Origin of the sequence: Flavobacterium sp. N502536, from assembly GCF_025947345.1 — a bacterium.
Lineage (GTDB): Bacteria > Bacteroidota > Bacteroidia > Flavobacteriales > Flavobacteriaceae > Flavobacterium.
Genome location: NZ_CP110011.1, coordinates 1,010,756 through 1,024,132 on the forward strand (window position 1 = coordinate 1,010,756; position 13,377 = coordinate 1,024,132).

Sequence of the window (13,377 nt, forward strand, 5' to 3'; positions counted from 1 at the left end):
TAAATTCTATTTAGAAGCTATAAATATTAAATTGTTGTATCCTTTTTTTCTATTGTACAACTGTCCTTTCATAGCATGAAATTCCTCTATTGAATAAACTTCTATATCCCTAAATCCTGATTCTTTTAGATCTGTAATTAATCCTTTTTTCGTATAATAATATCCTGAAACTTTAAAACCTTTAAACCCGGTGTTTCTGTTTCCTACTTTTTCTCCTAAAAAAAGAGAAAAAAGTCCTCGTAATTTAAAATACATCGTTTTCCTCAAAGCTCCAATTTGGTTATGAACTGTACCCAATAGAACACCATCCTCAGCCAAAATTTGACGGGCATTTTTAAAAATTGTCAGACGGTCTTTACGAACAGGCACATAGGTTAACATACTGTTTAATATGGTTACCAACTCAAACTCATTCGCAACTTTATTAAAATCCTTTGCGTCACCAACAATAGTACTGGTAATTGTATCAATACCCCAAACTTTTAAATTTTGGTTGCATTTCTCAATCATATTATCCGAAATATCAGAGGCAACAATTTGATTTGGTTTATAAAACTTTGCAATGCCACTAAGTTCTCTTCCGGTTCCGCAGCCAAAAACTTTTATACGATCTATTTTCCCTATCTTATCATAACGCTTTAAACTACTTTCGAACATAAAATGCTCAAAATCTGAAATTGATGTCATTACCTCTTGTGTAGCGATAATATCTTCTCTTTCCCAAAAAGATTTATTTTCTACTTTCATTTTTTAACCTTTTAATTGATGCTAAAATTTTTGCCATTGCTCTTTTATGTGGTTTCATATATTTTTCAAAAAAAACATAGATCGAAAATAACAAACTATTATTAATTAAATAATAAGCTGAATCTTCAGCTAAAATCTGTTTTGTATTAAAACCATTTTTAAAATCTTGTACCCCCTTAGAGCCTCCTAATGACAGATTATATCCTTTATTCTTTTCCAAAAAAGATAACTTTATTGCTTCCCATTGTAATAAATGTCCAACAAGCAGATCTGGTTTCTCTTTTTTAGTACCTCCCAAAATATAGGTATAATAACCTCCCGCTTTTATTATAAAAATCGCTCCTTTTACTTCATTGTCTTTAGTTCCTACAATAAATTTAGCAATCCCTTTTTCAATTAAATCTACTATTGTTTCTTTAATATCATTCCAATCTCTAAGTCCGTAATTTGCCTTTTGTGCATTCTCTAAACATATTTCATATGCTCGTTCTATTTCATTATAAGCCACAGCATAACTAATTAGGACTCCCTTTCTTTCTGCACTTCTGACATCTCGCCGCACCGATGACTTAAAATCTAATATCAGATCATCAATTGTATTGTATTTACTTAAATCTAACCAATTTAATCCTGTGAAAGAAAATACATATTTAAAACGATTCCCTTTTTTAAAATTGTGCTTTTTCAAATATTTACTATAATATATATCTTTCTCAAATTTTAAAAGAGAAGGAGACCCTATTTGCAAACAACTTGTTTTAAGAAAATTAGACCTATTAATTGCTGCTTCTATGATTTGGGGCAAAACTAAGTTATTCTCATTTAGAAGTAATGGTACATAAGGAATAATATAAAATTTAAAGAACGATAATTTCGGAATTACTGCACCGTAGCCTCCAATTATTTCTTCATTTTCAATATATAATCCTACCTCAAAATCAAAACCATATGATTGATAAGACTTAAGCCAATCTGAAAGCACTAAATGACTTCCGTTACTATTTGCGATAACAAATTCATCCCATTTGTCAAGCCAATATTTTTCTTTAGTAAAAAGGATTTTCATTAGGTAAATTTTCTAAAAGTTAGATCAGATTTACTCTTCATAAAAATAACACCTTCAGCATCAACATCTAAAACAACTTTTTCAAAACCCTGCCAATACTCAATTAACTGTGTAAGTGTTGGATTCCAGATTTTATTATTTTTAATTTTATCGGAAAGACTTTTAAATCTTTCATCCACTTTCTTGTCTATTTGTACTGGAGACGAAAATAATTTCCCTGCATGGTATTCCATAGGAACCGAAAAATAGGTATGTGCTATAAAAACACCTTTTTCACTTATTAATAACTGTATATTTTCTTCTGATAATGATTTTCTAAAATCCAACATTTCTAATGTCTGGAAAATATAAAACTCTTCCTCCGCAATGTTATGTTTAAATAAGATTGGGGAATATTGTGCTAATTTATATGCCTTCCCCTTATTGGTTTTCCATGACATAAAAACCTTCAAGACAGAAACACTTAACTTAAAAAAGTCTTTAACTAACGGAAAAAATGACTTTAATCGTTTTTGAAAAAATACTTTTTTGAAGTTTGCTGCCGCATCTTTGTATCTTAAAATCATCTTTTCATCATTATAATAATGGAAAAAAATGTTTTTAATCATCAACTGTATTTTCTTAATTAAGCGGCTATCCTTATTGCCTTTTAAAAAACTTGACAGCGTAAAATGCTTTGTATTTAATTGATTTATTACGCCATTTGTAGTAGTACCCGTGTCAATATAATTCCAAAGAACATTAATCTTTTTACCTTTTAAAAGACTACTAAAGTTTTCTTCAGGAATATTATTATTTTCAAAAAGCGAAAAATTGTAGGGCTGAAATCCGTGATCGATCCAGACTTTCAAATCCTCTAATGGTGGAACAAATTGTTCAAAATCCTCAAAACTTTCAACGTTTGGTTTGATAGATTGTGAAAGTGAATGGTAACACAACTCGTGCCCTTCCTCATACCATTTTAAAAGTTCCTCTTTCTGATTTTGAAAAGATGCATTTTCTTCCCGCTTTGAGAAATGATTTAAAAAAAAACTTTTTGTTACTTTTATATTGTGTTCTTTGAAAAAATGCCTTTGAAGGACTAAATTTTCAGCAGTGTCAAAATCACAGTGATCTGTAAAACAAGCAATCGCAATAAAGGGTTCTCTGGATCGGCTTAATTCAATAGCTTCGTTTTGAGGAAATAATAAAGCAGGGATTTCAACAAAATTAAACTTTTGTTTGGCCGCTATTATAGTCTTTCTATTTTGACTCCCCAAATAATTTGTAATAGGAGATGCTGATTCGGGATTGAATCTCCATAGTAAAACTGTTGGATCATGATGATCAATTTCCCAAATTCCACTCGTTATGTTTGCCTGAACAACTTTATCATTCTGAAATTTTACAATTTTGGGACTAAACTCATTTGCGATAAAATTAGTTTTTAATTTTTGCCATGTATAATCGTGGCTGCGAAACTGTGTTACCGGTTTTGAAAAAACAATTTTTATATCGAATGAATTACAGTCTGAAAGATTAACCTGAGCGAGATCAATACTCACTTTGCGTGATTGACTATCAAACACAAGTGTCTGACTTTGCAAAGGTTTTATAATAGTTATAGATTCTATCAAGTCTTTTTATTTACTAATTAATTCATTTGCCCAATACAAGCTTTGTTTCCACTGCTTTTGGAAGTTTCTATAATAATGTAATGGATTTTTAATTGACTGGGCCTTATAAAATTTGAAAAACAAGATTACTTTATATCCGCTTATTTGCTCTTCTGTTAAGTGTAATTGCTTATACAACATGATTGTAGGCGAAGGTTTAGGCTGAACTAGATCATCTTTCCAGGCTAAAACAGGTTTTGTTCGAAATCCTCCCATCGGGGCACTTAAATGTAAAATTTCAGGACTAGGAAAATATACAACGTCTGCTCCTATATTGCGCAATTGCATTCCAAAATCAGTATCCTCTCCATAACCAAATTCAAACCCCATTCTAAAAGAAACTTTTTTAAGCAATACACTAGTCATAAAACTATTCCCTGACCCAAATATTGAGGACTGATTTACGACATCAAGTTCTTTTGTTTCGTTTTTCTTTAAGTAACTGTTATTTACAACTGTTACGCCAAATTTTTTACATTTCTTTAAAGTTTTTTCTATCAAATCAGGAGCAAACCTGTTATCATCATCATTCAAAAAAACCCATTCGCTCTTGACTTGTGCTAATGCCAGATTTCTTGCATTACAAGCTCCTGCCTGGTGTGTAAATGTATGTTTAATTTCAAATGGCCAACTTTCAGTTTGAAGATAATCAAGTTCTGATACACTTTCTACATTTGTATTCTGTTCTACAATTATAACGTTTTTAGGCAAATGGGTCTGTACTGATAAATCTTTTAAAACATCGTACAAATATTGTTTTCGTCCAATAGTTGGAATTATTACATCAATAGTTTCTGTACTGGATATATGCTTTGATGAATAAACCTCAATATGCTCTAATAAATCATCTTCCAATTTTCGTCTTCGATAAATAAGACAATACAGCAATGGAAGAATGCTTAGTTTTCTTTTAAACAGCAACATATTCAAAAACAGCAGAAATACCCAACGGGTTCTATAATGTTGTTTTACAAATCGAAATAACGTGTAAAGCTGCGTTTCCTGCTCTTTTAATTCTACAGTGGTATCAATCAATAATGCTGGCTCTGAATAGCAAAAAAGGCCTTTTTCCATGGTCAATTTTGCCAAAGAATGCAAAAAATAATCGAAATTATAAGTAGTTTTAATTTTCCCGCTCAGTGCTAATAAAACAGAGGCATTAAGACCGCCAACAATGCTGCTTGTCTGCCAGGTTGGATAATTAACTTTTTTATTAATTTTTACAAATGGCGACTCCTCGACATAACCTATAGAATCTGACAAGAACGATTTTGAAAATGGATTGTAAGACGCCATTATTTTAGAATGATGGAAAACATCCTGAAATTTTGAAATATTTAAATTTGATTTAAAATCAATATGACACCAAGTTATTAAACTTTTGGGATGCAGGGCAGCCATTTCAAATAGTGTTTTTGCAATATTGACTTGCGAAAAATGCACTATTTTCTTTTCGAACTCTACCTCAACGACCTTATTTTTTTTATGATAAATAATTATCATTGCGGCTTTAAATTTTGGTTTATTATTTTTTTATAAAATTCAATATTCTCTAGTACTATTTTATTAATATCAAATTTAGCTTCTACTCTTTCTCTGGCTTGTTCTCCTATCTTTAAGCAAAGCGATTCTTCTTTAAGCAATGCTGTAATTCTATTGGCAAATAAATCATGATCTGCAGGATGTACCAGATAACCGCTTTCTCCGTCAACTATAAGTTCTTGCGCCCAGCCAATATTACTATTAACTACTCCTTTTTTCATTGCCATAGATTCTATCGTAACCATTCCTAATGTTTCGGCAAAGGTTGGAAATACACAAACATTCGCTTTCTTTATGTAGTTCTGCACTTCATTATATGGAATTTTACCCAGATATTCTACATTATTCAAATCCTCCTTTTTAAACTGATTTTGCATCAATTGCCAGGTAGAGATTGAGTTTGTTTTGATATCTCCGGAGTCACTACCAATTAAAACTAGTTTTGCGTCGGGGAAATCTTTTCGCACTTTGTTAAAAATAGCAGGCAGTTCTAAAACTCCCTTTTTACGAATTAAGGTTCCAACATACAAAATCAACCCTTTTTCGTAAATCGCCGGGGAATCGTTTGTAAAGTTTTGCAGTTTTAATCCGTAATGAATTGTTTTTATTTCTTTATTCTTTAAGTTAAATATTTTCTTCGAAAGCGCTCCGGCAAAAGTTGTTGGTGCTATAAATCCTTTTGCTCTTTTTAGTGCTAATTTTTCTGACCAGTAATTTTTTAGTTTCTGCTTTCTTTCTTCTAAATGACAGAAATAAGCATCACTGCCATGAAATCTAATTACTAATGGAATTTTAAAATTCATAAGCGCTGTTATTCCGGTCCAATCCGGCGCTTCAATAATATCAATCTCTCTTTTAGTAATGGTTTCGTTTATGACTTTTTCGATTTTTTTTCTGTTAAAATAAAATTTCAAAAAACGTATTCTACTATCAGTTAAACTATAAATCGTTACATTTTCTTCTTCAAGAATAAACTCTTCTTTTTGACCGTATATAAAAACCGAAACTTTAATTCCCAAAACATTAAGTTTCTCCACTAGGTTATAAACACTTGTACCTAAGCCTCCATCATGACCAAATGCCTTATGCGGATAATGCGACACTATGTATGCTATATGTAATTTATCTGCCATAATTTATTTTATCGAAAGCATTTTTTTGATTCTCTTTTTTAGTTGTATTTTTTTTCGTCTTACATATTTTTTAAGACTATAGCTGTATCCGCCTATGTCTAAGAATTTCCCAGCAAAAAAACACAATACAATGTCAGCTGAAAAAACATCATCTGATTCTTGCAGTTTATATTTGTTTCGCTGCAAATAGCTATCATAATTATGTTTGCTTGTTGTTACTGTTTTTGGAAATGAGAAGATTTTCGAAAACAGGCCAAAATCTTTTTGAACTAAAAACTCATTGTAATTAAATGCTTTTGAAACTTTGAACGTTTTAACAACGCTATTAATAACGTTTTTACTTCCTGATTTTTTAAGCTCTAGCCAGCTTGCATACAATAAAAAAGGAGGTAAAAAATAATCTTTCTTCAAAAAATAGATATCCTCTTGTGTATCTATTTCCTTTTTTTCAAAAACAATATTCACATCAAAATAATCACTAATGTAGTTTTTAATCGTTTCTCTATTCTTTTTTGTTTCGATGTAAAAAGCTAAATTTTCCAGTTTAGGTTTATCACCAATATGATTGTAATTTATCCAGTTCTCCGGATAATAATCTTTATCATCTAGTTCTAAACTTTTTAATCCATCGAAATTTTTATGGGGCCTTACTATTTTTGAGTTTTTCTTTTGTCCTAACCATGCTGACCACCATGAAAAGGTAGAATTACTAATTATGAAATCGTCGCATAGTGATCCTAAACATAATTGTTCGGCTTCATTTAGCTGATCTCCAAAAAAAGCATTTTCTAGAAATGAAAAATGGAATTTGCAGTAGTTGATATCATCACTTAAAACAATCAAATTGCGGGCTTGCCAATCAGGAAAAAAACGGGCTAAACTATTTAGATAATAATGTATAGGTAATTGAAGGTAATCCGGATGATCTACAAAGTCCCCTCTTCGGATTGAAATTAGGATTGTAGGTTTGGCAAAAGCCTCCTGATATTTTTTCTTTAGCCGGTCTGTTAAAACTTCTGAAAACTCAAAATAATGCTTCGCTAATTCTTTGTCAAAGTACTTTTCTGTCTGAAGCCAACCTAAAATATCATAGTTCTCTCTCCCTAATTCCCTTTTATAATAATTGTATTCTTTTTCTTCAACCTCGATAAAACTGAGCAGATCTGTTTCCAGCAATGGTAATTTGTTCTTAAAATAGGACTGATATTTCCAGTCTGGAAAAAGAAAATCTTGTCTGTTTTCAACCGCCAATCCTATAGTAGATGCAATTTGAAAAAGCTGATTCCCTAAATTTCCTTTCTTACCCAGTTTGCTGTATGTAATCATTTTGTAAAAATATGTACTGCTAGATTCCTTACATTTATTTATTAAAAAAATCTTTTAGTATTGTAGCGGTAAACATTTTAGATCCAGTACCATTCATGTGTCCACAAGAAGAAAAATATTTATTCTCTTTAACTACGTTTTCATAGTTATAAATTTCAGGATATGCCTTTTTTACCTTCTCGAAATAATTCATTCCAACAACATTTTCACACATAGGAGTCATCACAGTTATTAGATTGATATTATTTTTTTTGCATATCCTTTTAATTTCTTCATAGTATTTATTGTGCGGCAAAGGGTTCAGATTAACAATATTATTTTTCATGTTCCCGTTTTCAACACCTACTAACTCATAATACCCTCCATTGTCTAAACTACTGGTCCTTTTATGAATAATATTAAAGAACATTTCTCTAAATCCTATTTTAGTTTCAAATTTTATGTATCTGTAAAATGGAATATAATATAGTTCGTTAAAGTTTTTTTGTGTTTGAAAATGCTCTTTTACTACTTTGGAATTATGAATATAGGGCAAAAATGCAGCAGCAATTCCTTCGGACTGATCAATACTGGCAAGACTTAAATCTGCTTCAAGTATAATGTTCTTGATTTCATACTTCCTTTCTACCATCAGTTTTAGCATCAATGCAGCTTCAAATAAATGCGAACCACTCATTCCGTAATTAAAGGTTTTTAAGCCTTTATCTTCAAACATCGAAGTGACAAAATGATTGTTTGCTCTTGATGAACCTAAAATTACAACATCGTATTTTCTTCCTTCCGAATTATAAACCTGATCTATTTTATTTCTGTTTTTACATTGTATGAACATTGCAGAATATAATCCATCTAACACAATTGCCAATAAAATTGTTATCAGAACAATTTTGGATATAAAAATTAAAAATTGCTTCATTAAAATTGAAAGTATATAAATTCTTTATAGTCTGAAAAAACTCCAAAAGCCAAAATCGCGAAAATAGCGAAACTCACTCTAAGCAGACTTCTTTTACCTGACAACGGTTCAACTCTATTACGATTATTCCATTCAACTAAAGCAAATAGAACTATAAATATCAACAACTCGTAATTATAACGGTCATTTTCCAGGTATTGAAAACCAAAATCTCTGTTTGTAAAAATTCTTTTCAAATACAGAACTGCATCTGTTATCGTTTTAGATCTAAAGAATACCCAGGCTACACAAGTCAGTAGAAATGTATACAAAATGCTTAAAATTACTTTTGCAGAATCAAAATTCCATTTTAACACAATTGAATCCATATTGTTTCTGTTTTTATCCGACAATAATAGAGGCAGAAAATAAACGGCATTAATGAATCCCCAAGCGATATAAGTCCAATTGGCACCATGCCAAAACCCGCTTACAACAAAAATGATAAAAGTATTTCTAACTTTCATCCAAAGTCCGCCCTTACTTCCTCCTAATGGAATATACAGGTAATCCCGAAACCACGATGAAAGCGAAATATGCCATCGACGCCAAAACTCTGCAATATCTCTTGAAAAATAAGGATAATTGAAATTTCGCAATAAATCTAATCCAAACAATTTTGAAACACCCAGTGCAATATCTGAGTATCCTGAGAAATCTCCATATATTTGAAAAGCAAAATAAATAGCTCCCATTATTAAAGAGAAAGAATTCATTATAGGATAATGATCAAAGATAGCATTAGCATAAGTAGCACAAGTATCTGCAATGACTACTTTTTTAACCAGTCCCCAAATAATTTGATAAACCCCTTCCTTCGCTTTTTCAAAATCAAACTCTCGTTTTACTTTTACCTGGGGCAATAAATGGGTAGCTCTTTCTATGGGGCCCGCAACCAAAAGCGGAAAGTAGCTTACAAATAAAGAATAATCAACAAAATTATATTCTGCTTTAATGCGTTTGTAATAAATATCGATAACATATGATAATCCGTGGAAGGTATAAAATGAAATTCCGACCGGAAGAATTACGTTCAATAAAATTGGACTTGCCTTTAGTCCTGCCGAATTTAACAATTCTGCAAATGAAGAGGCAAAGAAGTTGTAGTATTTGAAGACTCCTAAAAATCCTAAATTGACTAAAATACTAAGCCAAAACCAGAATTTACGGCTTTTTTCAGATTTCCCTTTTTCAATCTGAATTCCAGTGTAGTAATCCAGAAAAGTTGAAAAAACTAATAAAAACAGAAATCTCCAGTCCCAACAGGAATAGAAATAGCAACTGGCAACAATTAATAAAGCATTTTGAGTGCTTTTGTTTTTATTAAAAACAAACCAATACAAGAAAAAAACGATTGGTAAAAAAATAGCAAAAGCTATTGAATTAAAAAACATAAAATTTTATTGTTTTAATATAGAATCAATATTGTCCCAGATTGTTTGTGATGACATAGTTGGATTCGTCCCTGCTACAATTTCATACCATCTTTTACCATCCGGAACATTCGATAATTTTCGATCCAGAATCTGTTTTACCTGGTTTTCTAAATCTGTTTTATTTGTACAGAATATTACTGCTTCCTGACTAGGCATACTTCTGAAATGGACATATTTGTAATTTTGACCTATATCTCTTATCCCCTTTTTTAACTGCGGTTGCTCATAATTAAAATAGATACAAGGTTTGTCATGTGCTACAAAATCAAATACAGTAGATGAACATACATTAGCTACGAATTCTGAGTGAGCACAAACGTTGTGCAACGATGCCAGATCTTCTTTAGTTGGAAAAATCTCATTCCAATTTTTACCTATCGGTTTCCATAACGGATCCGAAACGGATATAACATCTCTATAAGAATCAAGTATACTGTCGTATCGATTTGTGGTGTCTACAGGGCATTTACGGTAAATAATACCCACATTTTCTCCTTTAGCATTTAAACTTCGCACAGCATTTGCAAGATCTTCCAGATAATATTGATCTAAAGGCGATGTTGTTTCATCATCTCCCGAAAAACAAATGTATCTTTTGGAGCTATCTAAGTTGTTTTCATTTAAAAAAACTTCTCTGTTTTTAAACAAGTTTTTATCATAATGAGGCTCAAATTGCGGTGTTCCCGTTACAAAGACCTGAGATGACGTTACAAAAGGATAATATTTCAGAATCTCTTCTTTCATTAAATCACTCCAGACAAAATAATAGTCGGCTTCGACTACTTGCATTGCTTTAGGAACATTATCCCATGAATACACAAAAGCAACTACAGGAATCTTTAGATCTTTTGCTGCTAATAATGCACTAATCGATTGAGTCGCTCGCTGAGTCGTACAGAAAATTAAATCCGGTTTATTCTCTTCTAGTTGTGCTTTACAATATTGATATTTCGAAGTCGAACGTTCGAGAGCATTGATACGCTTTCTTATTCTTAAAATTCCTTTTTCAGATGAATTACAACCAATTAGTAATTTAATATAAGCTGTTTTTAAAGTATTCTTTAAACCGTTATAACTAAAAGGAAATTTGTAGGTCTCATATACTTTATCGTTGAACTTTCTTTGTGAGACATTAAGCTCTATATGCTTTCGGACTCTTGAAAGAACGGGCGTTAAAGGATGAGTCTTATGATTTTCAATTTTAACTTCCTCATACCCCAACTCTTCTTCCAGAGAAAAAACCGTGTTATTCCAATAAACGATTTGATAATCTTTTTTTTCTCCAATTTCTTTAAAAGGCGTAAACGCAAAATTTCGCAGTCCTACACCATCCGGAAGAAAAATAAATATTTTTTTTTTCATTGTAATAAATCAAACCATTAAAATCTATAAAAGATTTATCTTTTTACAAAAATGTCTTTTCTTAATTGATCTTTTTATTTTTAAGTTTTTCACGCTGCACCTGTTCAATAGGCAAAATATCCGTGTTTTTAAAAGTCATAGCACTATGCACTGCTTTTAAATCTCGTGCCAATTTTCGAAGTCCCATTGGTTCTAAAGATGCTGCATGGTCAGTTCCTTTCCAGGTTCTGTCAATTGTATAATGGCGTTCAATAACGGGCGCACCTAATGTATATGCTGCAATATCTACCGCAATTCCTAAATGATGTCCTGAAAAACCAATATGTTTAACTATATCTCCATACTTCTGACTTAGAAAACTGATATCCAGCAAACACACATCTTCAAAAGGAACAGGATATCCTGATGTGCAATTGTATAAGACCAAGTCTTTATTTCTGTTTTTTTCGACGAAATAATTTACTAAAGTATCTATCTCCTCTTTTGTAGTCATTCCGGTTGATATATGAATTTCTCCCGAATAATTGTCACACAACCACTCCAACATCTCAAAATTATTATTGCAAGCTGAAGGAATTTTGATAAAAGCGGGATTTAGAGACGTAATCTCTTTAGCAGAAGTGGTATCCCAAACAGAAGTAGAATACAGTATCCCGATCTCTTCACAATATTGCTTTAATTCGGCATGCTGATCGACGTCAAATTCTAAATACTCACGGTGTTCTCCATATGTATCACCATAAGAATTAGATGCATTTGGATGCGGTGCGTTGTATTGCTCCTCCGTCAATAATTCCTTGTTATTACGTTTTTGAAACTTAACTGCGTCAACATTACAAAAAATGGCTGCTATTTTTATCAACTCTTTTGCAATTTCCATATCTCCTTTATGGTTACAGCCTATTTCGGCAATTACAAAAGGCTTTTCAAATTTATTCATATCTATTATTGTACTTTTTAATAATATCGCATACTTCACGAATGGCGCCGTTCCCGGAATGATGAGACAATACAATATCTGCATTCATTTTTACAATATCTACTGCGTTTGCTGGTGCAAAAGACCACCCGCAACTACAAATGTTTGTCAAATCATTTACGTCATCTCCTACATAGGCAACGGCCGCAAAACTACTATTTCTGTCCTTAATAAAATGCTTTAAAAAGGAGTATTTATCCTTAACACCTAAAAAAGTATTTTTAATTTGAAGTTTTTTCATTCTCTGTTCTACCAACTTTGAATTCTCTGAGGTTAATACTACAACCTCAACTCCATTTTGTCTTAAAATTTCGAGTCCCATTCCGTCACGCATATCAAACTTTTTGGCCATTTCGCCCTCTTTGTCATAATAAACCGAACCATCTGTAAAAACACCATCGACATCCAAAACTAAATATTCTATTTTTTGATTTTGCTTCAGTGCCTTCTGACGTCCTATTAAGAGCGTCTCTATACTATTCCAATCGGAAAGACTGTCTATTTCAATCAAAGTATCCTCAGACATCTCGACCAATCCAATCTTACCGCTTATTCTGTTTTTCTTATCCAAAAAAGCTTCTTTAGTACTGCAATAAACAGCACCATTTTCTATTAACAGACCTTCGAAATCCTGCCTTCTTGGTCTATTAAAAATATCATAGTTCATTGGTTCACCTTGTTTATTCCAAATAAACCGATGTGTTTTTACAACACTAATTGCGGAGTCAAAAGACTCATTTGTTATTCGCGAAAGTGCGGTATTAATATCAGCAGTTAATGTTAGCGGGGAAGTCGCCTGAAGCAGGCATATTATGTTGTAGTCATGATTAATTTTCTCTGAAAACTCTAACATTGCACTCTCTGTTGAGGAAGTATCACTTGCATTTTCTTCGTTGCGCAATAATGGAATTACCTTATTGGTCCAGGTATATTCTTTTTCTATAAAGGCAATGATCTCTACATCATCGGTAAATACATATATCTGATCTAAATCAGAAAAAATAGCTTCCGTAAGAACCCATGAAAAAAGAGGACGCCCTACCATTTTCTTTTTATTTTTTCCAACAATTCCTTTAGAACCTTTTCGAAGTGGAATAATTCCTATTTTTTTCATAGCAGATTATATTAATCAATTTATAAAGAATCCATTATTTCTAGTATTCTTAAACTATTTTA

Annotated in this window: 11 protein-coding genes; all 11 read right to left on the reverse strand. The window is 31.7% G+C overall.

Annotated elements, in window-relative coordinates; all coding sequences use genetic code 11:
• Positions 1 to 6: 6 nt before the first annotated feature.
• The 11 genes from OLM61_RS04530 to OLM61_RS04580 all read right to left on the reverse strand — a co-directional run bounded on the left by OLM61_RS04530 (position 7) and on the right by OLM61_RS04580 (position 13,315).
• Entirely contained in the window at positions 7 to 747 is a 741-nt protein-coding gene (locus OLM61_RS04530; RefSeq protein ID WP_264525286.1) for a class I SAM-dependent methyltransferase, read from the reverse strand.
• Entirely contained in the window at positions 731 to 1,813 is a 1,083-nt protein-coding gene (locus tag OLM61_RS04535) for a GNAT family N-acetyltransferase (protein ID WP_264525287.1), read from the reverse strand. Before OLM61_RS04535 ends, OLM61_RS04530 begins: the two co-directional genes overlap by 17 nt.
• Complete coding sequence (locus OLM61_RS04540; RefSeq protein ID WP_264525288.1) at positions 1,813 to 3,429, reverse strand: hypothetical protein; 1,617 nt, start codon at positions 3,427 to 3,429, stop codon at positions 1,813 to 1,815. The genes OLM61_RS04535 and OLM61_RS04540 overlap by 1 nt, the downstream gene beginning before the upstream one ends.
• 6 nt (positions 3,430 to 3,435) lie before the next feature.
• Positions 3,436 to 4,971, reverse strand: a complete 1,536-nt coding sequence (locus OLM61_RS04545; RefSeq protein ID WP_264525289.1) for a glycosyltransferase family 2 protein — start codon at positions 4,969 to 4,971, stop codon at positions 3,436 to 3,438.
• Positions 4,968 to 6,143 carry a glycosyltransferase family 4 protein gene (locus OLM61_RS04550; RefSeq protein WP_264525290.1) on the reverse strand — a complete coding sequence of 392 codons (1,176 nt, stop codon included), beginning with the start codon at positions 6,141 to 6,143 and terminating at the stop codon, positions 4,968 to 4,970. Before OLM61_RS04550 ends, OLM61_RS04545 begins: the two co-directional genes overlap by 4 nt.
• A gap of 3 nt (positions 6,144 to 6,146) precedes the next feature.
• A complete protein-coding gene (locus tag OLM61_RS04555) occupies positions 6,147 to 7,469 on the reverse strand; it encodes an alpha-1,2-fucosyltransferase (protein ID WP_264525291.1) in 1,323 nt (440 codons plus the stop codon).
• 34 nt (positions 7,470 to 7,503) lie between these two features.
• Entirely contained in the window at positions 7,504 to 8,385 is an 882-nt protein-coding gene (locus OLM61_RS04560; RefSeq protein ID WP_264525292.1) for a hypothetical protein, read from the reverse strand.
• Complete coding sequence (locus OLM61_RS04565; protein WP_264525293.1) at positions 8,385 to 9,818, reverse strand: MBOAT family O-acyltransferase; 1,434 nt, start codon at positions 9,816 to 9,818, stop codon at positions 8,385 to 8,387. Before OLM61_RS04565 ends, OLM61_RS04560 begins: the two co-directional genes overlap by 1 nt.
• 6 nt (positions 9,819 to 9,824) lie before the next feature.
• Positions 9,825 to 11,222, reverse strand: a complete 1,398-nt coding sequence (locus OLM61_RS04570; protein ID WP_264525294.1) for a UDP-glycosyltransferase — start codon at positions 11,220 to 11,222, stop codon at positions 9,825 to 9,827.
• Between the two features lie 61 nt (positions 11,223 to 11,283).
• Positions 11,284 to 12,162 (reverse strand): N-acetylneuraminate synthase family protein, encoded by an 879-nt coding sequence (locus OLM61_RS04575; protein WP_264525295.1) that lies wholly within the window; start codon positions 12,160 to 12,162, stop codon positions 11,284 to 11,286.
• Positions 12,155 to 13,315, reverse strand: a complete 1,161-nt coding sequence (locus OLM61_RS04580) for an acylneuraminate cytidylyltransferase (protein WP_264525296.1) — start codon at positions 13,313 to 13,315, stop codon at positions 12,155 to 12,157. The genes OLM61_RS04575 and OLM61_RS04580 overlap by 8 nt, the downstream gene beginning before the upstream one ends.
• Between the last annotated feature and the right edge of the window lie 62 nt (positions 13,316 to 13,377).

Coding starts and splice junctions, on each gene's coding strand:
- OLM61_RS04530 (WP_264525286.1), bottom strand. CDS start 747: ATGAAAGTAGAAAATAAATCTTTTTGGGAAAGAGAAGATATTATCGCT.
- OLM61_RS04545 (WP_264525289.1), bottom strand. CDS start 4,971: ATGATAATTATTTATCATAAAAAAAATAAGGTCGTTGAGGTAGAGTTC.
- OLM61_RS04565 (WP_264525293.1), bottom strand. CDS start 9,818: ATGTTTTTTAATTCAATAGCTTTTGCTATTTTTTTACCAATCGTTTTT.
- OLM61_RS04550 (WP_264525290.1), bottom strand. CDS start 6,143: ATGGCAGATAAATTACATATAGCATACATAGTGTCGCATTATCCGCAT.
- OLM61_RS04570 (WP_264525294.1), bottom strand. CDS start 11,222: ATGAAAAAAAAAATATTTATTTTTCTTCCGGATGGTGTAGGACTGCGA.
- OLM61_RS04555 (WP_264525291.1), bottom strand. CDS start 7,469: ATGATTACATACAGCAAACTGGGTAAGAAAGGAAATTTAGGGAATCAG.
- OLM61_RS04535 (WP_264525287.1), bottom strand. CDS start 1,813: ATGAAAATCCTTTTTACTAAAGAAAAATATTGGCTTGACAAATGGGAT.
- OLM61_RS04560 (WP_264525292.1), bottom strand. CDS start 8,385: ATGAAGCAATTTTTAATTTTTATATCCAAAATTGTTCTGATAACAATT.
- OLM61_RS04580 (WP_264525296.1), bottom strand. CDS start 13,315: ATGAAAAAAATAGGAATTATTCCACTTCGAAAAGGTTCTAAAGGAATT.
- OLM61_RS04575 (WP_264525295.1), bottom strand. CDS start 12,162: ATGAATAAATTTGAAAAGCCTTTTGTAATTGCCGAAATAGGCTGTAAC.